A 20576-nucleotide genomic window follows, 5' to 3' on the forward strand; every position below is an offset into this window, starting at 1 on the left:
CGCCATGTGGCTGTCAGCTAGGTGGATGTGGCGCCGGGCCACACTGGGGAGAGCCCTAGGAGTGCGACGGGTGTCGATGCGGTGGTTGGTCGGCGCACCGTGTGTGGTGGAATGATTGCAGGCGTACGGAGGCGGCAGTTCAGCGCCGTGCGTCCGGGTGACTACAGTTCGTCGACAATCTCTGCCCGTCCGCGACCGACATGCCGGATAGTTCTGGTCAAATGTCACTGATAGGGTGTTTCGGCTGGCGAGGGTCTTGACGGACTTACGTCCCTTATGGTGCCCGATCATGAGTCCTTGACCGAAGCGCCCTTCAAGACCTAGCCTCGGCGTTACCAGATGGAGACCGCCCAACCACCGCGGGTTTACCGCACAACATAGATCGCGTCACAGATCAGCAACGTTTACGCACGACATATAAGCGCCGCGCCTTGCGGGAGGTGGCGGCCGTTGACCGGTTGTCGGGTCACCCTGTGTCCCGATATTGATACATCTTGATGGCAGTGTGTGGTCGGGCGTCTCCTCCACAACATCCCGCGTTGCGCGACTCTGCGCAGCGCCGAGCGGAGCGAGGTGACGTCGTGACGGAGTACGCCCCTGTCATCCTCTGCGAACGACCCGCAAGCGGAACGCGACCCGCGAGCGGAGCACGACCCGCGAGCCAGGCCGTAGCCACAACCGCCGCAACCGCAACCGCCGCAGCCGAGGTGACCGCGTGACCGGCCTGCAGGTCGTGCTCGTCGCCGTGGTCGTCGTCATCGGCCTCGGCGTCCTCGCCGCGCTGGTGGTCTCGCTGAAGGTCATGCGCCGGCTGCACTCCGCCGCCACCGTGACCGTTCAGCCTGTCGCCGAGGATCCCGCGTTCCTCGCCGAGAAGGACCGGCAGGAGCACTCCCTCGCGTCACTGCGGACCGCCGCCGAGGACGCCACCGCGGCGGTGGACGAGGCACGGGCGGTGGCCGCCGCTGCTCGTACCGAAGCGGCCGCCGCAAAAGCGGAAGCCAGCTCGGCACGGTCGGAGGCGCGGCGCATCCTCGACGGGGCGAGGGCCGAGGCCGACTCGCTGCTGGAGCGCGCCCACCGGCAGGCCGAGGTCGACGCCGAGCAGGCCCGCGCAACCGCCCGCCGCGCCGGCGAGCGCGAGGTCAGCCAGCTCACCACCGTCGCCAAGGAGCAGTCGCAGGACGCGGAGCGGCGCCAGCGCCGGCTCGACGAACGCGAACGCCTGCTCGCCGAGGAGGCCGAGCGGCTCGCCGAACGCGACCGGCGTATCACCGGCACCGAGGCCGACCTGCTCGAACGGGAGGCGGCCTTCACCCGCCGGGAGGTCGAGATCGCCGCGGGCGAGGAGCGGCACCGGGAGGCGCTGGAGCGGGTCGCGGGCCTCACCACCGACGCCGCCCGGGTCGAGGTCATCGAGACGATCGAGGTGCAGGCGAAGCGCGAGGCCGCCCTCCTGGTCCGGGACATCGAGAACGACGCCCGCAACACCGCCGACCAGCGGGCCCGGCACATCGTCGTGGACGCCATCCAGCGGGTCGCCAGCGAGCAGACCGCGGAGAGCGTCGTCAGCGTCCTGCACCTGCCGAGCGACGAGATGAAGGGCCGGATCATCGGCCGCGAGGGCCGCAACATCCGCGCGTTCGAGTCGACGACCGGGGTCAACCTGATCATCGACGACACGCCCGAGGCGGTCCTGCTGTCGTGCTTCGACCCGGTGCGCCGGGAGATCGGCCGGCTCACGCTCGAGAAGCTGGTGCTCGACGGCCGGATCCACCCGCACCGGATCGAGGAGGTGTTCGAGCAGGCCAAGCACGAGGTCGAACGCCTCTGCCTGCGGGCCGCCGAGGACGCGCTCGTCGAGGTGGGCATCACCGACCTGCACCCCGAGCTGATGACGCTGCTGGGCCGGCTGCGGTACCGGACCTCCTACGGCCAGAACGTGCTCAAGCACCTCGTCGAGACCGCGCACATCGCCGGCATCATGGCCAGCGAGCTGCGGCTGGACCCCAAGCTGATCAAGCGCAGCGCGTTCCTGCACGACATCGGCAAGGCGCTCACGCACGAGGTCGAGGGCAGCCACGCGCTGATCGGCGCGGACGTGGCCCGCAAGTACGGCGAGTCCGAGGACGTCGTGCACGCCATCGAGGCCCATCACAACGAGGTCCTCCCGCAGACCATCGAGGCCGTGCTCACCCAGGCCTCCGACGCCTGCTCCGGCGGCCGCCCCGGCGCGCGCCGCGAGAGCCTCGAGGCCTACGTCAAGCGTCTCGAACGCATCGAGGAGATCGCCGCCGGTAAGTCGGGCGTCGAGAAGGTCTTCGCGATGCAGGCCGGCCGCGAGATCCGCGTCATGGTCCGCCCCGACGACGTCGACGACATCGGCGCCGCCGTCCTCGCCCGCGACGTCGCGAAGCAGATCGAGGAGGAGCTGACCTACCCCGGCCAGATCCGCGTCACCGTCGTCCGCGAGTCGCGCGTCACCGAGATCGCCAGATAACAGCACAAGCAAGGACAAGAGCCACAAGCAGCATGCTCCGGTCCGTCGTGGCGAAGGTCCGCCGCTCCCGTCAGCCGCCGGTCAGGCCGTGGACGGCCTTCCCTCTCCCGCCGCCGTCAGTCGCCCAGCCACGACCTGCGGTCGTGAACCACCCATAGCTCATGATCCGGAAGACTTCTTGCTGTCAGGACGACGAAAAGTCTTCCGGATCACGGCGGACGTGCGGCTACGGCTCGATCGCCTTCTCGGCCGACGTGTACGGGCTGGTGATCTTGTAGGACCAGATCAGCGGGTCCTGGACGGCGAGGTCGCCGTTCGACGCGAACCTGTACGACCGGGCCACACCCTTGCCGTCGTACTTGTCGACGAAGGCGAGCATGTCCGGCCGCGTCGCCTTCCCGGCCGTGAAGCCCTCCAGGATGATGTTCGCCCCGTCGTACGCCTCGGGACCGTAGTAGCCGGCGGTGGCCTTGTACGCGGCCTGGTAGCGCGACGCGTAGTCGCCACCCGCGCGGTCGCTCGGGATGCACGGGCAGGTGACGATGATGCCGTCGGCGGACTTGGCGAGCGTGTCCACGAACAGCTGCGTGAAGAGCCGGTCGCTGACGACGACCTGGATCGTCGGCTTCGCGGTCCGCAGCGCCTTCAGGAACGCGGTGCCGTCGTCGGACTCGCCCGCGTAGTAGACGACCTCCGGGCTCGCGTTCGTCACCTGGCCGACGGGCCCGGCGAAGTCGGTGTCGGCGCGGCGGATCGCCACGCTCGCGGTGACGGCGCCGCCGAGCGTGCTCGACACGGCCTGCCGGGCGACGCCGCCGAAGTCGGTGTCGTCGTAGACCACCACGACCTTCGAGGCGCGCATCGTGTTCCTGATGTACCGCGCGCCGGCCGCGGCCTGCTCCTTGTCGTTGGCGATGAGCCGGTGGAACGTGCTCCAGCCCTTGCCGGAGAGGTCGACGTCCGGCGCGAACGGCGTGAAGAACGGCACGCCCGCCTTCTCCAGGATGGGGCCCGCGGCGAGGAGCTCGGTGCGGTACGCCGGGCCGACGACGCCGATCACCTCGCTGTCGGCGACCAGGTCCTCCGCGGCGAGCTTGCTGCCCTCCTCGGTGCCCTTCGTGTCGAACTCCGCGAACCCGACGTCGCACCCGGCGTGCTTGGCGTTGTAGTCGTCGACGGCCAGCTTGGCGGCGTTGCGCATGCCGTTGCTGTCCTTGGATCCGGTCCCGGCGAGGATGCCCAGGAACGCGATCTTGTGCCCGCAGGCCGGCGACACCGCGGGCCCCGCCTGGTTGGTCGGCCCGGTGCCACCCCCGCCCGGCTCACCCCCACCGTCCCGGTTGACGAACCAGACGATCCCGCCGACGAGCAGCAGCAGCGCGAGCACCCCACCGCCGACCGCGGTCAGCACGGCTGTGCTCCGCCGCCCACCCGGCGGCGGCGGCGCGAAGGCGGACGGCCCTGAGAACGGCGGCCCGGAAGCAGGCGGACCGGACGTAGGCGGCCCGGAAGCAGGCAGCACGGAGAACGGCGGCGGCCCGGCGACGGGCGGCCCGGACGTGGGCGGCCCCGAAACCGGCGGCCCGCCGGCCGGATGCCCGGCGGCGGGCTGCCCCGGCGCCCAGCCCGGTGAACCCAGCGCGGGGCCGACCGGAGGTCCAGACGCAGGCGGCGCGCTCACCTGCGGCCGCTGCACGGGCGGCGCCTGCTGGAACTGCCCCGGGAAGCCGACCTGGGCGGGCGGCTGCTGGCCGGGCTGGACGGGCGGCACGACGGGCGGCCGCTGCTGCACCGGCTGCTGCGGCGGGACGAACTGCACCGGCGGCTGCTGGGGTGGGACGAACTGCACAGGCGGCTGCTGGGGTGGGACGAACTGCACAGGCGGGACGGACTGCACCGGCGGCACGACCGGCGGCCGCTGCTGCACCTGAGGCTGGACCGGCGGCTGCCCGGGTGGCTGCTGCCCCGGCGGCCACTGCCCCTGCTGCGGCACCCCGGGCCGCTGCGCCGGCGGCGGCTGCTGGAACTGCCCCGCCCCCGGCGGCCGCTGGGCAGGAGGCTGCTGCGGCCCGGGCCCCTGCTGGGCGGGTGGCTGGTTCGCCGGCGGCTGCTGGCGCACGGGCGGCTGCTGCTGACGGCTCGGCACCACCGGCATCGAGGCGGTCTGCAGCAACGGCGGCAACCCGGGGTCCATCGTCGGCATGCTGAACCCCGGCGACACCGGCGCCGCCGACACGGGCGACGCCGCGACATCCCCGCTGAGCGGCCCACCGGAGGACGGCGAAGGACCGGGCGACGACGGCACCGGCCCGAACGGCCCGGAAGCCCCCGACACGGGCCCGGCCGGCACTCCGGCCACGTGCGCCCGACCCGTCGGCGGCGCGAGGTGCAGCGCACCCTCCGCGACCACCAGCTCGGGCTGCTCGATCGCGGTCGGCGCCTGACCGAACGCCCGGTGCAGCAGCGTCGCCGCGAGCGGGATCCGCGACGACCCGCCGACCAGGAACACCGCCGCGAGCGGCTGCCCGGAAACACCCGCCGCGGACACCGCGAGCTGCGTCGCCGTGACGGTCCGGTCCAGGATCGGCCTGGCCAGCTGCTCCAGCTGCTCCCGCCCGATCGGCACGCTCTCGTCGAAGAGCGGCACGTGCACGTACGTGGTGGCGGCCCGGCTGAGCATCTCCTTGGCCAGCCGCGCGTCCTCCCAGAGCTGCCACGCGGCGCGCCGGTCGGCCTCGCTCTCCGGGTTGGTCAGGCGGCGCCACTGGTCGCCCTCGCGGCCGGTGAACGCGCGGCCCAGGTATGCCACGACCGCCGCGTCGACGTCGAGGCCGCCGGCGTCGGGGAGGCCCTCGCTGGCGAGGACGTCGAAGCCCCCGCCCGCGTTGCGGCGCACCACGCTCGCGTCGAAGGTGCCGGCGCCGAAGTCGTACACGACGGCGATGCCGCCGACCGGGACGTGGGTGCCGACGGTGCCCACGAAATAGGACGCCGCGGCGACCGGCTCCGAGGACAGGAACGGCTGCGGGAAGCCGGCGGACACGGCGGCCTGCGACAGCGTCTGGCGGCGCTGCGGCGGCCAGGTCGCCGGGTGGGTCAGGTTGACCTCGCTCGGGTGCGCGCCCGCGACCCGGTACGTCTCCGCGGCGACCCGGCGCAGGACGGTGGCGACGAGGTCGATGACCGGCACGTCCTGCTCGCCGAGCCAGACGGTGCCCTCTTCGACGCGGCGCTTCGGGTACGGCTCGAACCGGTGCGGCTGCAGGCGCGCCGAGTGCACCGCGTCGCGGCCGGTGAGGATGCTGTAGTCGGCGTTGACGTAGACAGCGGAGGGCAGCAACGGCGAGCCGTCGAACAACAGCGGTTTCGTGCGGCCGTCCGGCCAGCGGAGCACGGCGACGGTGTTCGAGGTGCCGAAGTCGATGCCCAAACGAAAGCCGGTGTCCGCCACCCGCGCAGCGTACGTACTACGCGCAACGTTGCCAATCAACCGGCCGGCTCACACGGACTGTCCGACGTCGGCCAGCTTGACGGCCTTCGCGGTCGTCTTGGCCTGCTTCGGGCCGCCCATGAGCCGCTTCTGCAGCCAGAAGGCGAACCACGACAGCAGGGCACAGGTGCCGATGTACACGGCGGCGACGACGAGGTAGCCGGGCACGTACGGGAAGCCGAAGGTCAACCGGCCGCCGTACTGCTTGCCGTAGTACAGCAGCTCCGGCAGCTGGATGATGAAGCCGAGCGCGGTGTCCTTCAGCAGTACCACCACCTGGCTGATGATCGCGGGGAGCATGGCCCGGACCGCCTGCGGCAGCAGGATCGACGTCATCACCTGGGTCTTGCGCATGCCGAGCGCGTAGGCGGCCTCGGACTGCCCGCGGGCGACGGCGATGATGCCGGCCCGGAAGATCTCCGACAGGACCGCGCCGTTGTAGAGGGTCAGGCCGATGACGAGGGGCCAGAACGCGCCGACCTTGTAGCCGAGCTGGATCGGGCCGTAGTACGCGAAGAAGATCAGGATGAGCAGCGGGATCGCGCGGAACAGCTCGACGAACGCCGAGGCCGGCGCCCGGAAGACCGCGTGGTCGCTGAGCCGGCCGGTGGCCAGCAGCGCGCCGAGGGCCAGCGCGAGCACCGCGGCGGTGCCGGCGGCGCGCAGCGTGGTCAGGTAGCCGTCGACCAGGTCGCGCTGGGTCTGCGCGTATTCGAACTGCTCCCAGCGGATCGGCTCGAACTGTCCCGTGTCGTAGAAGCGCCAGACGATGTAGGCGATCAGCGCCACGATGCCCAGCGCGCTCAGGACGCCGATCAGCCGGTACCGCAGCCGCGCCTTCGGACCGGGCAAGTCGTAGAGGACATTGCTCATCGCGCGACCTTCCAGCGTCGTTCCAGCGTCCGTTGCAGGGTCACGAGCGGCACGACCAGGATCAGGAACCCGATGGCGACCCACAGCAGCCCGTAGATCTGGTTCTCGCCGCGCTCGGACAGGTAGAACGTGATCGCGCCCGCCTCGGCGACCGAGAAGCCGGCCGCGACGGTGGTGTTCTTCAGCATCGCGTTGAGGACGCTGACCAGCGGCGGGACGACGGTGCGGAAGGCCTGCGGCAGCACCACGTTGGTGAGCACCTGGATGAACGTCATGCCCAGCGCGCGGGCCGCCTCGGCCTGCCCGACCGGGACGGTGTTGATGCCGGAGCGCAGCGCCTCGCACACGAAGGCGCTGGTGTAGGCGGTGAGCGCGACGCAGGCGCCGGTGAAGAACTCGAACGTGACGCCGAGCTTCGGCAGCGCGAACACCTGCAGCGCGAAGACCAGCGTCAGCGGCGTGTTGCGCAGCAGCAGCACATAGGCGCTGCCGAACGCGCGCAGCGCGGGGACGGGGGAGACCCGCATCGCGACCAGCAGCGTGCCGAGCACCATCGAGCCGACCGCGGCGATCAGGAAGAGCTGGATCGTCTCCCAGAAATGGGAGCCGATGACGTCCCAGTTGTCCGTCAGGACGTGTACAAAGTCGTTCACGCCGTCACCTCAGCTTCGCCCGGTCCGCTCGTGCGCTCATAAGGGAGGGGCGCCGCCTTGCCGGGCGGCGCCCCGTTCACATCAGGATCAGTACTTCTCGAGCGCCGGCGGGCTGCCCGCCGAGCCGGACTTGCCGAGCGTGCCGTCGTAGATCTTCTGCCAGGTGCCGTCGCCGTACGCCGCCTCGAGGGACGCGTTGACGAAGTCGCGCAGCGCCTTGTCGTCGTGGCCCAGGCCGATGCCGTACTTCTCCGGGTAGGCCTTGCCGGTGGTCGGGTCGAGGAACGGCTTGCCGACGACCTTCAGCTGCGACGGCGCCTGCGCCGCGAAGCCCTTCAGGATCGCGTCGTCGGTGGTGACCGCGTCGACCTTCTTGTCCAGCAGCTGCGACACGCACTCGGAGTAGGTCTTGAACTCCACGATCTTGTCGGTCAGCTTCTGGTCGCGGACCCGCTGGATCGGCGTGGAGCCGGTCGCGGAGCAGACCGCCTTGCCCTTGATGCTGTCCGAGCCGGTGATCGTCGTGTCGTCCTTGCGGACCAGCAGGTCCTGCGCGGCGACGAAGTACGGGCCGGCGAAGGAGACGTCCGCCTTGCGCTTGTCGGTGATCGAGTAGGTGCCGACGTAGTAGTCGACCTCGCCACCCTTGATCGCCGTCTCGCGGTTGGCGGAGGCGATCTCCTTGTATTCGATCTTCGACGCGTCGAAGCCGAGCTTCGAGGCGATCAGCTGGGCGATCTCGATGTCGAAGCCGCAGCGCTTGCCGGAGGCGTCCTTGTAGCCCAGGTTGGGCTGGTCGAACTTGACGCCGATGACGACCTTGCCGGCCGCCTTGATCCGGTCGAAGGTCGGGCTGCCCGTGATCGCCACGCCGGTGGCCGGCGTGAGCGTGGTGCCGGACGAGGTGCAGGCGTCGCTGGCCGGCGCCGCAGCGCCGGAGCTGCCGCCCTCGGCCGAAGGCGCGGGCGTGCCCTCCTTGCCGCAGGCGGCCAGGCCGAGCGCAAGCGTGACGGCGGCGGCTGCCGCGGCGATCCGCGTGATACGCATGATGGTCGCTATCCCCTTTCGGTGGGTTTCTTGCTTCTTCGTGCGCCTATAGAGCGTCGTTCGAATGCTTTAGGGGGTCTTCTAGTGCGTGAGGATCTTCGACAGGAAGTCCTTGGCGCGGTCGGTGCGCGGGTTGGCGAAGAACACCTTCGGATCCGCCTCCTCGACCAGCTGGCCGTCGGCCATGAACACGACCCGGTTCGCGGCGTGCCGCGCGAAGCCCATCTCGTGCGTGACGACGACCATGGTCATGCCCTCGCTCGCGAGGCCCGTCATGACGTCGAGCACCTCGCCGACCATCTCCGGGTCCAGCGCGCTCGTCGGCTCGTCGAACAGCATCGCCTTCGGCTGCATCGCCAGGGCCCGGGCGATCGCGGCCCGCTGCTGCTGGCCGCCGGACAGCTGCGCCGGATACTTCTGCGCCTGCGCGGCGATCCCCACCCGGTCGAGCAGGCCCAGGGCGCGCTCCCGCACCACGTCCGCCTTCTCCTTGCGGACCTTGACCGGGCCGAGCATCACGTTCTCGAGGATGGTCTTGTGCGCGAACAGGTTGAACGACTGGAACACCATGCCGACCTCGCTGCGCAGCCGCGCGAGGGGCTTGCCCTCCTCCGGCAGCCGGGTGCCGTCGAACACGATGTCGCCGTTGTTGATCGGCTCCAGCCGGTTGATCGCCCGGCACAGCGTCGACTTGCCCGAACCCGACGGGCCGATCACGACCACGACCTCGCCACGAGCGATCGAGAGATTGACGTCTTTGAGGACGTGCAGCTCGCCGAACCACTTGTTGACGCCGCTGAGCACGATCAAAGGCTCGTCCGTCATCATCCGCCCCATCGCGTCGTCGCAGTGCACCCTGGTCCGTAGGTGGGCTCGACGTTAGCGGTGACGATGCCCATGAACGGCCGCATAGCGGTCACGGACGGATAACGGCCAGGGCTTGTCACAATGATGACCATGCGCATCCTGGTGACCAACGACGACGGCATCGACAGCCCTGGCCTGCACGCACTCGCCGAGATGGCGGTCCGCCTCGGCCACGACGTGGTGATCGCCGCCCCGGCCCGCGAGGCGAGCGGCTCGGGCAGCGCACTCACGGGCGTCGAGGCCGACGGGCGGATCGCGACCGAGGTCCGTCCTGAGTTGTTCCCCGGTGTACCGACGTTCGCGGTGTCCGCGTCGCCGGCCTTCATCGCGCTGATGGCGACCCGCGGCGCGTACGGCGCCGAGCCGGACGTGGTGCTGTCCGGCATCAACCGGGGCCCCAACACCGGCGCCGCGGTGCTGCACTCCGGCACCGTCGGCGCCGCCTTCACCGCCGTCGCCAACGGCTGCTGCGCGATGGCGGTCTCCCTGGACGTGCCGTTCCGGATCACCGGCGCCGACGATCCCGACGAGCACTGGGACACCGCCGCCGAGGTCGCCGGCGACCTGCTGCCCCTGCTGTCCGGCGAGTACGTGCTCAACGTCAACGTGCCCAACCTGGAGGCCGGGGACCTGCGCGGCATCCGCCGGGCGACCCTCGCGCAGTTCGGCACCGTGCAGATGGTCCTGATGGAGCAGGGCCACGGGTACGTGCGGATGTCGCTGGAACAGAGCGACCACGGTGCGGAGCCCGGCAGCGACGACGCGTGGCTGCTGGACGGCTACGTCTCGGTCAGCGCGGTCCGCCCGCCCCGCGAGGCGTCCGACGTGGTGCTGCCGGGGCTGGTGGATACCGCCGGTGAGCACGTCGGCGGCTAGACTTCTCGCTGCTATGACTGAGACCCCTCGCAGCTTCAAGGTCATCACCTACGGCTGCCAGATGAACGCGCACGACTCCGAGCGCATCTCCGGCCTGCTCGAGGACGCCGGCTACGTCCCGGTGCCCGCCGACGCGGAGCCGGACGTCGTCGTGTTCAACACGTGCGCCGTGCGGGAGAACGCCGACAACCGCCTCTACGGCAACCTCGGCCACCTGCGCCCGACGAAGCTCGCCCAGCCCGGCATGCAGATCGCCGTCGGCGGCTGCCTGGCGCAGAAGGACCGCGGCGACATCGTCAAGAAGGCCCCGTGGGTCGACGTCGTCTTCGGCACCCACAACATCGGCTCCCTGCCGGTGCTGCTGGAGCGCGCCCGCCACAACGCCGCCGCCGAGGTCGAGATCCTCGAGTCGCTCGAGGTGTTCCCCTCCACGCTGCCCACCCGGCGCGAGTCGACCTACGCCGGCTGGGTCTCGATCTCCGTCGGCTGCAACAACACCTGCACGTTCTGCATCGTGCCCGCGCTGCGCGGCAAGGAGAAGGACCGCCGCCCCGGCGACATCCTCGCCGAGGTCAGCGCCCTCGCGGCGGAAGGCGTCCTGGAGGTGACCCTCCTCGGGCAGAACGTCAACTCCTACGGTGTCGAGTTCGGCGACCGGCTCGCCTTCGGCAAGCTCCTGCGCGCCTGCGGCGACGTGGAGGGCCTGGAGCGGGTCCGCTTCACCAGCCCGCACCCGAAGGACTTCACCGACGACGTCATCGCCGCCATGGCCGAGACGCCCAACGTCTGCCACTCCCTGCACATGCCGCTGCAGTCCGGCTCCGACGACGTCCTGAAGGCGATGCGCCGCTCGTACCGTGCCGAGCGCTACCTGGGCATCATCGCCAAGGTCCGCGCCGCCATGCCCGACGCCGCGATCACCACCGACATCATCGTCGGCTTCCCCGGCGAGACGGATGCCGACTTCGAGCGCACCCTGGACGTGGTCCGCGAGGCCCGGTATTCCAGTGCCTTCACGTTCCAGTACTCCAAGCGCCCCGGCACCCCCGCCGCCACTATGGACCTGCAGGTGCCGAAGGCCGTCGTGCAGGAGCGGTACGACCGGCTGATCGCCACCCTGGAGGAGATCAGCTGGGACGAGAACAAGAAGCTCGTCGGCACGCCGGTCGAGGTCCTGGTCGCCGTCGGCGAGGGCCGCAAGGACAGCGCCACCGGCCGCATGTCGGGCCGCGCGCGGGACGGGCGTCTCGTGCACTTCGCCGCGGACCCGTCGCTGACCCTGCGCCCCGGCGACGTCGTGCACACCACGGTGACCTATGCCGCCCCGCACCACCTCAACGCCGACGGCCCCCTGCTGTCCCACCGCCGCACCCGCGCCGGCGACGCCTGGGAAGCCGGCCGGGTCACCCGCACCCCGGGCGTCTCGCTCGGCATGCCCACCATCGGCACCCCGCCCCCGTCAGCCACCCCCGCCCGCTCCTGCTGACCCCGCTCCCCATGGTCCTGCGGAACTCGCGCGCCGCCGGCTGCGCAAGGCCCACCTGATCATGGGTGCGGTGCGGTCAGCGGTGGGGGGCGTAGCCGCGTTCGTAGCCGCCCTGGTCGCCGGGGTGGCCTGAGCCGTAGGCGCCGCGCTGGTCGTAGCCGCCCTGTGGGGCGCCGTAGACGCCGCCCGGCTGGGGCCCAGGGGAGTAGCCGCGCGGCTGGTCCCCTGGGCCCCAGCCGGGCTGATGGTCGAGGTCGCGCGGGTCGGGCTGGCCGCCGCCGGCGCCGTAGACGGTGCCGGCGGGGGCGGTCGCGCCGCGGGCGGCCGAGGTGGCCGGGCGGGCGCCGTAGACGTTGCCGGTGCCGCCGTCGTCCGGGGGCAGGTCGTCGCCGACGGGGCGGGGTGCCGAGCCGCGGACAGGGCCGGACCCGGCGGCGGCGCGGCGGGTGGCGCGGGAGCGGCGGATGCCGATGATGCCGGCGACGACGAGCAGCAGGCCCAGGATGCCGATGGCGGCCACCATGTAGGTGATGTCCTGCAGCGTCAGGTTTTCCAGGAACGACCGCTCGTCGGGCTTCGGCGTCGGCAGGACCGCGCCGCCGCCCTTGCCGGGGGTGACGTTCTGCGGCGTGTACCTGAGGATCGGCGCCCTCTGGTCGGCGGGCACGTCGGAGGCGGTGATGAACTGCTTGCCGTCCGTCGAGTAGGTGATGGCCTCGCCGCGGGCCTCGTTGGGCAGGGGCGTGATGCGCGGCTTGCCGGTGGTGATGGCCTTGATGACGTCGCCGCCCTGGACGTCGAACTCGTAGGCGTCGGAGTAGGTGCGGATGACGACCCGGGTGCCGTCGGGCGAGGAGGCGGCGCCGGTGATCGCCTTCCAGCCGAGGAAGGCGAGGGGGTTGGGCGTCTTCGTCTCCTGGGGAGCGAACGTGCCCACCTGCTTGAGCTTGACGCCCTTGGTGGTGTTGGGCTGCAGCGGGCCCTCGGGGACCCAGACCTCGCCGACGGGGTCCTTGGTGATGATGATCGGCAGGCCGTCGCCGCCCAGCAGCATGGCCTCGGCGTCGCGCTTCTTGCCGTCCGGATACGCGAGACGGTTGATGACCGGCGCCTTGGCGCCCTTGGCCAGGGTCCACACCGCGACGGTCGGGCGGGCGGCGGCGCTGCCGCCGGCGGCCTCGGTGTTGTCGCCGATGTCGGCGATCCACAGCGTCTCGTTCTTGTCCATCGCGAGGTCTTCGGGGTCGCGGGCGGTCGGGTCGTAGTTGACCGGAGTGCCGACGACCTTGCAGGCCGCGTCGAGGGTGAAGATCCTGGCCTTGCCGCCGGCGGGGGCGCTGTCGTTGATCGCGTAGAAGCCGGTGGCGGTCGCGACGAGACCGGAGATCTCGTTGATCTTGGAAGAGTCGGGGGTGCAGACGGTCTGACCTGCGCCCTCGGTCGATGCCTGGCCGGTGGTCGCCGCCGGGGTCGGCGCGGCCGCGGCAGGCGCCGCGAGCCCCAGGAACAGACTCGTCACCGCACCACAAGCCGCACCGATCGCCAGGCCAACCCGCTGTCGCATCGGACAAGTCTGGCAGAGCCGGACCGGAAGTGGGTGAGCCCGGTCCGGCTCTCACTCGCAGTGATCAGACGAACCTACGACTTCACGGCAAATGGGGCGAGCTCCGCGGCCAGGGTCTCGTTGATCCGCGCCCGGATCCGCGTGCCCTCGGCCAGGTGCGCGGTCTCGAGCACCTCGCCGATCGTGTGGACCCTCGCGACCAGGTCACCCCGCTCGTAGGGCACCACGGCCGTCAGCTCGATCGCCGGCCACGGCAGCCGCTGCTCCAGTGCCGCCCTGACCGCGTCGATGCCCGATCCGGTGCGCGCCGAGGCGAACACGGCGTCCGGCCACAGGGACTTCAGCCGCAGCTGGGTCTCCTCGTCGGCGGCGTCGATCTTGTTGACGACCAGCAGCTCCGGCACGGCGTCCGCACCGACCTCGGCGAGGACCTCGCGGACGGCGCGGATCTGCTCCTCGGGGTCGGCGTGGGCGCCGTCCACGACGTGCAGGACGAGGTCGGCCTCGGCGACCTCCTCCAGGGTGGAGCGGAACGCCTCGATGAGCTGGTGCGGCAGGTGCCGGACGAACCCGACGGTGTCCGACAGCGTGTACAGCCGGCCGTCGTCGGTGCGCGAGCGCCTGGTCGTGGTGTCCAGCGTGGCGAACAGCGCGTCCTCGACCAGCACACCCGCGCCGGTGAGCCGGTTGAGCAGGCTCGACTTCCCCGCGTTGGTGTAGCCGGCGATCGCGACGCTGGGCACCCTGTTGCGGCGCCGGGTGGCGCGCTTGGTGTCGCGGATCGTCGCCATCGCGGCGATCTCGCGCTTGAGCCGGCTGATCTTCGTGCGGATCCGGCGCCGGTCGGTCTCGATCTTGGTCTCACCGGGACCGCGGAGGCCCACGCCGCCGTTGCCACTGGCGGAGCCACCGGCCTGCCGGCTCAGCGCCTCACCCCAGCCTCGCAGCCGCGGCAGGAAGTACTGCAGCTGCGCGAGCTCGACCTGGGCCTTGCCCTCCTTGCTCTTCGCGTGCTGGGCGAAGATGTCCAGGATCAGCGCCGTCCGGTCGATGACCTTGACGTTGACCTTCGCCTCCAGGGTCCGCAGCTGCGAGGGGGACAGCTCCCCGTCGCAGATGACGGTGTCGGCGCCGGTGCTCTGCACCACGACCCGCAGCTCGTCGACCTTGCCGGAGCCGATGTAGGTGCTGGAGTCGGGCCGGCTGCGGCGCTGGATCAGCCCGTCGAGGACCTGCGACCCGGCGGTCTCGGCGAGGGCGGCGAGCTCCGCGAGGGAGTTCTCCGCGTCGGTGGCGGTGCCTTCGGTCCACACCCCGACGAGCACGACCCGCTCGAGGCGCAGCTGGCGGTATTCGACCTCGGTGACGTCGGCGAGCTCGGTCGACAGACCGGCGACACGGCGAAGCGCATGCCGCTCCTCGAGCTCCAGGCCGTCGCCGTCGTCGGCGATCTCCCAGGTTTCCGCGGCGGTTGCTCGCAACATGTTCTCCTTGTTCCGATCCGTATGACCCCCCAATCGTGACACCTCGCCGCGTTCGCGGCACTTGATATGTCCCCCCGCGCAGGTCACCCGGGCCGGGGGATAAGAATGGGTGACGTGACGACTGCCACGCACCGTTTGCCCAGCGCCGGGTTCTCCATCACGATCCGTGTCTCCGTCCGCGCCGATGCCTCGGCGATCGGACGCCTCACCACCGCGGTCGGTGAGGCGGGGGGCGTCGTCACCGCGGTCGACGTCGTCGACTCCGACAGCACCGCGGTCGTGGTCGACCTGACCTGCGACACCGCCGACTCCGCGCACGCCGAGCAGGTCGTGGCCTGCCTGGAGAAGCTCGACGGGGTCGACGTGCGCAAGGTGTCGGACCGCACGTTCCTGCTGCACCTCGGTGGCAAGATCGAGGTCACCCCGAAGGTCGCGCTGCGCAACCGTGACGAGCTGTCACGGGCGTACACGCCCGGGGTGGCCCGCGTGTGCCTGCAGATCGCGGAGAACCCCGACGACGCCCGCCGCCTGACGATCAAGCGCAACACGGTCGCGGTCGTCACCGACGGCTCCGCCGTGCTCGGCCTGGGCAACATCGGCCCGTTCGCCGCGATGCCCGTCATGGAGGGCAAGGCCGCGCTGTTCAAGCGGTTCGGCGGCGTCGACGCGTGGCCGGTCGCGCTCGACACGCAGGACACCGAGGAGATCATCTCGATCGTGCGGGCGATCGCCCCGGCGTACGGTGGCATCAACCTCGAGGACATCGCCGCGCCGCGCTGTTTCGAGATCGAGGAGCGGCTGCGGGCGATGCTGGACATCCCCGTGTTCCACGACGACCAGCACGGCACGGCCATCTGCGTCCTGGCCGCGCTCACCAACGCGCTGCGCGTCGTCGGCAAGTCCATGAGCGACATCCGGGTCGTGGTCAGCGGCGCGGGTGCGGCCGGCACGGCGATCATCAAGCTGCTGCTGCGCCAGGGCGTCGGCGACGTGATCGCCACCGACCGGCCCGGCGCCCTGCACCGCGACCTGCCCGGCCTCACCGGCGCATGGTCGTGGCTGGTCGAGAACACCAACAAGACCGGCTACGCCGGCGACCTCAAGGGCGCGCTGCGCGGCGCGGACGTCTTCATCGGGGTCAGCGCGCCGAACCTGCTCACCGGCGACGACATCGCCACGATGGCGCCGGGCTCGATCGTGTTCGCCCTGGCCAACCCCGACCCGGAGGTCGACCCTCGGGAGGCCCGCGAGCACGCGGCCATCGTCGCCACCGGCCGTTCCGACCAGCCGAACCAGATCAACAACGTCCTCGCCTTCCCCGGCGTGTTCCGGGGCATGCTCGACGCGCAGGCGCGCGAGTTCACCGAGGCGATGGCCATCGCGGCGGCCCGGGCGATCGCGGACTCCGTCGGCGAGGACAAGCTCAACCCGAGCGTCATCGTGCCCAGCGTCTTCGACGCGCGCGTCGCCCCGGCCGTCGCCGCCGCGGTCAGGGCCGCCGCGAAGGGCGCCTACCTGGACAGCACGGTGGACGGCGAGCCGTCCGCCCTCCCGGCCCCCGTCGAGCGGGCCTGACCCGGCCTGCCGCGTTTCCGGCGCGCCGGCCAGTGCGGACGGCGCGCCGTGGGAGCTGGGGAAGCCGGACGCGGGTCTAGAAGGTCGGCGCCAGCTGGCGGATCGCCTGGGCGTCGACGTCGCCGTGGGCGACGATCACGGCCGGGCCGGCGAGCAGGAACTCCGACGCCGTCTGCGTGATCGTCAGCCGGCCGCCGGGCACGTCCACGACGACCACGCCGGTCTCCAGGCCGGCGTGGTCGAGGGCGACCGCCGCGACCGCGCACGCCCCGGATCCGCACGACTGCGTCTCGCCGGAGCCGCGCTCGTAGACGCGCATCCTCCGGTACAGGTCGGCGCCGGCCGGCGGTGACCCGGCCGCGGCGAACTCGACGTTGACGCCGGCCGGGAAGATCAGCGGGTCGATGCCGGGCGCGCGGGTCAGGTCCAGCCGCTCCAGCGTGGGCTCGTCGACGGGGCAGACCAGGTGCGGGTTGCCGACGTCCACGGCCGTGCCGCCGAACGTGCGGCCTTCGCTGGTGGCCTCGCTGCGCACGTACACCCGCGGCATCGGCATGCCGGCGGCGATCTCCTCACCGATGGTCACCGGCACCACGCCCGCGCGGGTGACCAGGTTGAACGACCCCTCGGGGGCGACCAGGCCGGCCTCGGCGAGATAGCGGGCGTAGACGCGCACGCCGTTGCCGCACATCTCGGACTGGGAGCCGTCGGCGTTCCAGTAGTCCATGAACCACTCGGCCGTCGCCGCGGACGCCTCGGCGTCGGGGTGGGCGGCGCTGCGGACCACGCGCAGGACGCCGTCGGCGCCGAGGCCCCGCCGGCGGTCGCAGAGCGCGGCGACGAACGCCGGCGTCAACGGCAGCACGCCGTCGGGGTCGGGCAGGATGACGAAGTCGTTGCCCGTTCCATGTCCCTTGGCGAAGCGCATGGCGTCAATCTTGCCGCACGACCCCCAGCGCCGCTGCGGCGATGTCGTCAGCGCCACCATCGAGCCACACGATCCGGTCGTCCCGGCGGAACCAGGACCGCTGCCTGCGCACGAACCGCCTGGTGGCCCGCACCGTCTCCGCCCTGGCGGTGGCCTCGTCGTCGAGCACCTGCTTGTAGCCGAGCGCGGCGCCGGCCGTCCTGCCCTCGCGCAGGCCCTTGGCCTCCAGGGCGCGCACCTCGTCGACCAGGCCCGCCGCCCACATCACGTCGACGCGGGTCTCGATGCGCGCGTCCAGCACCGCCGTGTCCACGTCGACGCCGACCTGCAGGGCGTCGTACACCGGCCGCGGCTGCGAAGGCAGTCTCGCCGTGAACGTCGTGCCGGTCAGCGCGTTGACCTCCAGGGCCCGGACGATCCTGCGGCCGTTGCCGGGCAGGATGCGCTCGGCCGCCTCCGGGTCGGTGCTCCGCAGCCGGGCGTACAGCACCTGCGGACCGACCTCGGCGAGCTCCTGCTCCAGGGCGGCGCGCAGGCCGGGGTCGGTGCCGGGGAAGTCGAAGTCCTCCAGGACGGCCCGCACGTAGAGCCCGGAGCCGCCGACCAGGAGCGGGACCCGTCCGCGGGCGGCGATGTCGTCGATCGCCGCGCGGGCGAGCTCCTGGTATACCGCGACGCTGGCCGGCTCGGTCACGTCCCAGATGTCGAGCACGTGGTGCGGCACGCCATCACGCTCGGTGAGGGTGAGCTTGGCGGTGCCGATGTCCATGCCCTTGTACAGCTGCATCGAGTCGGCGTTGACCACCTCACCGCCGAGCTCGTGGGCGAGCCTGATGCTCAGCGCGGACTTGCCCGCCGCGGTGGGGCCGACGACCGCGACGACGCGGGTCACCGCCAGCTCGCGACGAGATAGCCGACGCCGTACGGCGCCGAGTGGTGCAGCAGCTCGGTCGTCTTGTGCTCCGCGCCGGCGCCCGCCAGGACCTGCCACGGGGCGCGGCCTGCGGCCAGGAGCTCGGCGGCGAGGGCGGGGTCCAGGTCCAGCAGGGCCCTGGTGTCCCCTGCGGCGAGGGCGGCGGCGACGGCCGTGTCGAAGCCCTCGGCCCTCGGGTCGTCATAACCCGGTGACTTCTCGCCCCGGCACGCGGATCCGTCCCCCATGATGAGGATCGCGGTGTCGGTGCCGGCGATGCTCCTGCCCAGCGCCGCGCACTCGTCCGGCGTCGCGTCCGCGGCGATGGAGTAGAACTGAACATTTCCGAAATTTAGGTTTTTGTCGCCTTCGACGAGCCAGGCGCCGATCAGCAGGCTCAGCGGCAAGGGGTCTTCGGTGGCCGCGCCGACCCGCACGTCGATGCCCCAGGGGGAGAGGGTCCCCCCGAACGGGGGTTCACGGCGTACCGTCATCGTGTCGGCACCGACCACGACGAGTGACTCGGCGCCGGCCAGGTGCGCCACCGCGACGCGGCAGGCGGCACGCAGCTCGTCGAGCTCTCCGGCGGCCCCCGCGGCCACCTCCGGCACGAGCATCGGCGGATGTGGGCAGACTGCGGCGGCGACGAGTGGCACGTCCATAACGGTATCGGGACGGTCGTCGCGGCGCTCCGCGCCCCATCTGTGGCCCGTCGGTGGCTCTGGACGGTGTGAATGGCACCGGAATGGTCACGGTTCGGCCGCAGGCCCTCGACCGCCCCCGGGGCGCACCTGTGAGAATGCCATGGGGAACTTTGCTGTGCGATGGCGGCGTGACGGTGGGATACCCGATCCCACGGACGCCGGGAGCGAGGATGGCAGATGAGCGAGCCTACGACGTTTGGACGGATCGACGCTGACGGCAACGTCTTCGTGAAGACGGCAGCCGGAGAGCGGGCCATCGGATCGTGGCAGGCCGGCACACCGGAGGAGGGCCTTGCCCACTTCGCCCGCCGGTTCGCCGACCTGGTGACCGAGGTCGACCTGATCGAGGCCCGGCTCGGCAGCGGTGCGGCCGACGCAGGTCAGTCGCTGTCCACCATCAAGCGGCTGCGCAGCGGCCTGGACGAGGCCCACGTGGTCGGCGACATCGACGGGCTCGCCGCCCGCCTCGACAAGCTGACCTCGATCGCCGAGGAGAAGGCGGGTGCCGCCCGCGCGGCCCGCGACGCCGCCCGCGCCGAGGCCCTCACCCGGAAGACCACCCTGGTGGAGGAGGCCGAGCAGATCGCGGCCGACGCCACCGGCTGGAAGACCGCGGGCGACCGCCTCAAGGAGATCCTCGACGAGTGGAAGTCCATCCACGGCGTCGAGAAGAAGGCCGAGAGCGAGCTCTGGAAGCGCTACGCGGCCGCCCGCGACGCCTTCACCCGCCGCCGCGGCGCTCACTTCGCCACCCTGGACGCCGGCCGCAAGCAGGCCCAGGGCCGCAAGGAGGAGCTGGTCGTCGAGGCCGAGCAGATCGCCGAGTCCACCGAGTGGAACGCGACGGCCGCCCGCCTCAAGGACCTCATGACCGAGTGGAAGGCCGCCCCCCGGGCCGCGAAGGAGACGGAGCAGAAGCTCTGGGAGCGGTTCCGCGCCGCCCAGGACTCCTTCTTCAAGCGCCGCAGCGAGGTCTTCACCGCCCGCGACGCAGAGTTCAAGGGCAACCTGGACGCCAAGCAGGCGCTCCTCGTGCAGGCCGAGGCCCTCGACGTCGACGGCGACCCGAAGGGCGCCCAGGCCAAGTTCCGCGACATCCAGGCCGCATGGCACGAGGTCGGCCGCGTCCCCCGTGAGGCCCAGACCGGCCTGGACCGCCGCCTCCGCGTCGTCGAGGACAAGGTCAAGACCGCGATGGACGCCGCTTGGCGCCGCACCCCGCCGGAGGCGAGCCCCCTGCTCGCCCAGATGCGGGAGCAGGTGGCCCGGGCCGAGCAGCAGCTCGCGTCCGCTCAGGCCGCCGGCGACCAGCGCCGCATCAAGGAGGCCGAGAAGGCCCTCGAGTCGAAGCGCAAGTTCCTCGCCATGGCCGAGCACACCGGCTGACCCACCCACGACTTCTCCAGTGGCGGGCCCCCGAGCCCGTCCGACATAGAAAAGTTGACCACTACACGCCGCGGCGTGTAGTGGTCAACGTCGTTTTCCGCCCCAAACCCCGCGGCCGGCCCCTTCTCCGTGATCCGGAAGACTTGTCGTCGCTCCAGAGCCTGTTGCGAAATGGCCGTCTCACGTTCCGTGCTGAGAAAAACACGGCTGTGCGAGCCGGTCGCGGCCGA

15 protein-coding genes are annotated in these 20576 nt (G+C 71.5%); 5 read left to right on the plus strand and 10 right to left on the minus strand.

All coding sequences use genetic code 11. From position 1 onward, the window contains the following. The first annotated feature begins 715 nt into the window (after window positions 1-715). Window positions 716-2500 (plus strand): ribonuclease Y, encoded by a 1785-nt coding sequence (gene rny / locus ABZS58_RS32645; RefSeq protein ID WP_354787092.1) that lies wholly within the window; start codon window positions 716-718, stop codon window positions 2498-2500. 226 nt (window positions 2501-2726) lie between these two features. Here rny and ABZS58_RS32650 read toward each other — a convergent pair whose 3' ends face one another. From ABZS58_RS32650 to ABZS58_RS32670, 5 genes are all read right to left on the minus strand, one after another. Continuing rightward, window positions 2727-5951 carry an ABC transporter substrate-binding protein gene (locus ABZS58_RS32650; RefSeq protein ID WP_354787093.1) on the minus strand — a complete coding sequence of 1075 codons (3225 nt, stop codon included), beginning with the start codon at window positions 5949-5951 and terminating at the stop codon, window positions 2727-2729. A 48-nt stretch (window positions 5952-5999) separates the two neighbouring features. After that, the gene (locus ABZS58_RS32655) at window positions 6000-6863 is read right to left on the minus strand and encodes an amino acid ABC transporter permease (protein WP_354787094.1); all 864 of its coding nucleotides are present in this window, start codon (window positions 6861-6863) and stop codon (window positions 6000-6002) included. After that, window positions 6860-7516 carry an amino acid ABC transporter permease gene (locus ABZS58_RS32660; RefSeq protein WP_354787095.1) on the minus strand — a complete coding sequence of 219 codons (657 nt, stop codon included), beginning with the start codon at window positions 7514-7516 and terminating at the stop codon, window positions 6860-6862. The genes ABZS58_RS32655 and ABZS58_RS32660 overlap by 4 nt, the downstream gene beginning before the upstream one ends. A gap of 87 nt (window positions 7517-7603) precedes the next feature. Continuing rightward, window positions 7604-8563, minus strand: a complete 960-nt coding sequence (locus ABZS58_RS32665; RefSeq protein ID WP_354787096.1) for a glutamate ABC transporter substrate-binding protein — start codon at window positions 8561-8563, stop codon at window positions 7604-7606. An 81-nt stretch (window positions 8564-8644) separates the two neighbouring features. Beyond that, window positions 8645-9400: an amino acid ABC transporter ATP-binding protein gene (locus ABZS58_RS32670; RefSeq protein ID WP_354787141.1), complete on the minus strand. Its 756-nt coding sequence runs from the start codon at window positions 9398-9400 to the stop codon at window positions 8645-8647. 120 nt (window positions 9401-9520) lie between these two features. Here ABZS58_RS32670 and ABZS58_RS32675 point away from each other — a divergent pair, with 120 nt between their 5' ends. Beyond that, a complete protein-coding gene (locus ABZS58_RS32675) occupies window positions 9521-10306 on the plus strand; it encodes a 5'/3'-nucleotidase SurE (protein WP_354787097.1) in 786 nt (261 codons plus the stop codon). A gap of 13 nt (window positions 10307-10319) precedes the next feature. Then, window positions 10320-11792, plus strand: coding sequence for a tRNA (N6-isopentenyl adenosine(37)-C2)-methylthiotransferase MiaB (gene miaB / locus ABZS58_RS32680; protein WP_354787098.1), 1473 nt, complete (start codon window positions 10320-10322; stop codon window positions 11790-11792). Window positions 11793-11868: 76 nt separating this feature from the next. Here miaB and ABZS58_RS32685 read toward each other — a convergent pair whose 3' ends face one another. Continuing rightward, window positions 11869-13356 (minus strand): hypothetical protein, encoded by a 1488-nt coding sequence (locus ABZS58_RS32685; protein WP_354787099.1) that lies wholly within the window; start codon window positions 13354-13356, stop codon window positions 11869-11871. 74 nt (window positions 13357-13430) lie between these two features. Then, window positions 13431-14840 (minus strand): GTPase HflX, encoded by a 1410-nt coding sequence (hflX, locus tag ABZS58_RS32690; RefSeq protein ID WP_354787100.1) that lies wholly within the window; start codon window positions 14838-14840, stop codon window positions 13431-13433. A gap of 114 nt (window positions 14841-14954) precedes the next feature. Here hflX and ABZS58_RS32695 point away from each other — a divergent pair, with 114 nt between their 5' ends. Further along, complete coding sequence (locus ABZS58_RS32695) at window positions 14955-16415, plus strand: NAD-dependent malic enzyme (protein WP_354787101.1); 1461 nt, start codon at window positions 14955-14957, stop codon at window positions 16413-16415. Between the two features lie 76 nt (window positions 16416-16491). On the opposite strand, the gene dapF is transcribed toward ABZS58_RS32695, so the two are convergent. Genes dapF through ABZS58_RS32710 form a run of 3 tightly spaced genes read right to left on the minus strand, consistent with a single transcriptional unit; the run spans window position 16492 to window position 18918 of the window. After that, entirely contained in the window at window positions 16492-17343 is an 852-nt protein-coding gene (gene dapF / locus ABZS58_RS32700; protein WP_354787102.1) for a diaminopimelate epimerase, read from the minus strand. Window positions 17344-17347: 4 nt separating this feature from the next. Continuing rightward, a complete protein-coding gene (gene miaA, locus ABZS58_RS32705) occupies window positions 17348-18235 on the minus strand; it encodes a tRNA (adenosine(37)-N6)-dimethylallyltransferase MiaA (protein ID WP_354787103.1) in 888 nt (295 codons plus the stop codon). Beyond that, on the minus strand, window positions 18232-18918 hold the full coding sequence (locus ABZS58_RS32710) for a class III extradiol dioxygenase subunit B-like domain-containing protein (protein WP_354787104.1): 687 nt from the start codon (window positions 18916-18918) through the stop codon (window positions 18232-18234). Before ABZS58_RS32710 ends, miaA begins: the two co-directional genes overlap by 4 nt. 219 nt (window positions 18919-19137) lie before the next feature. Between ABZS58_RS32710 and ABZS58_RS32715 the strand changes: the two genes are divergently transcribed. Next, the gene (locus tag ABZS58_RS32715; protein ID WP_354787105.1) at window positions 19138-20346 is read left to right on the plus strand and encodes a DUF349 domain-containing protein; all 1209 of its coding nucleotides are present in this window, start codon (window positions 19138-19140) and stop codon (window positions 20344-20346) included. The last annotated feature ends 230 nt before the right edge of the window (window positions 20347-20576 follow it).

The sequence above is a fragment of the Dactylosporangium sp. NPDC005555 genome (genome assembly GCF_040605635.1).
Classification (GTDB): Bacteria; Actinomycetota; Actinomycetes; order Mycobacteriales; family Micromonosporaceae; genus Dactylosporangium.

Bases quoted from the DNA above. Each gene is read 5' to 3' on its own strand.
- ABZS58_RS32675 (WP_354787097.1), top strand. From the start codon at position 9,521: ATGCGCATCCTGGTGACCAACGACGACGGCATCGACAGCCCTGGCCTG.
- ABZS58_RS32670 (WP_354787141.1), bottom strand. From the start codon at position 9,400: ATGGGGCGGATGATGACGGACGAGCCTTTGATCGTGCTCAGCGGCGTC.
- ABZS58_RS32715 (WP_354787105.1), top strand. From the start codon at position 19,138: ATGAGCGAGCCTACGACGTTTGGACGGATCGACGCTGACGGCAACGTC.
- miaB (WP_354787098.1), top strand. From the start codon at position 10,320: ATGACTGAGACCCCTCGCAGCTTCAAGGTCATCACCTACGGCTGCCAG.
- ABZS58_RS32665 (WP_354787096.1), bottom strand. From the start codon at position 8,563: ATGCGTATCACGCGGATCGCCGCGGCAGCCGCCGCCGTCACGCTTGCG.
- ABZS58_RS32655 (WP_354787094.1), bottom strand. From the start codon at position 6,863: ATGAGCAATGTCCTCTACGACTTGCCCGGTCCGAAGGCGCGGCTGCGG.
- hflX (WP_354787100.1), bottom strand. From the start codon at position 14,840: ATGTTGCGAGCAACCGCCGCGGAAACCTGGGAGATCGCCGACGACGGC.
- dapF (WP_354787102.1), bottom strand. From the start codon at position 17,343: ATGCGCTTCGCCAAGGGACATGGAACGGGCAACGACTTCGTCATCCTG.
- ABZS58_RS32710 (WP_354787104.1), bottom strand. From the start codon at position 18,918: ATGGACGTGCCACTCGTCGCCGCCGCAGTCTGCCCACATCCGCCGATG.
- ABZS58_RS32685 (WP_354787099.1), bottom strand. From the start codon at position 13,356: ATGCGACAGCGGGTTGGCCTGGCGATCGGTGCGGCTTGTGGTGCGGTG.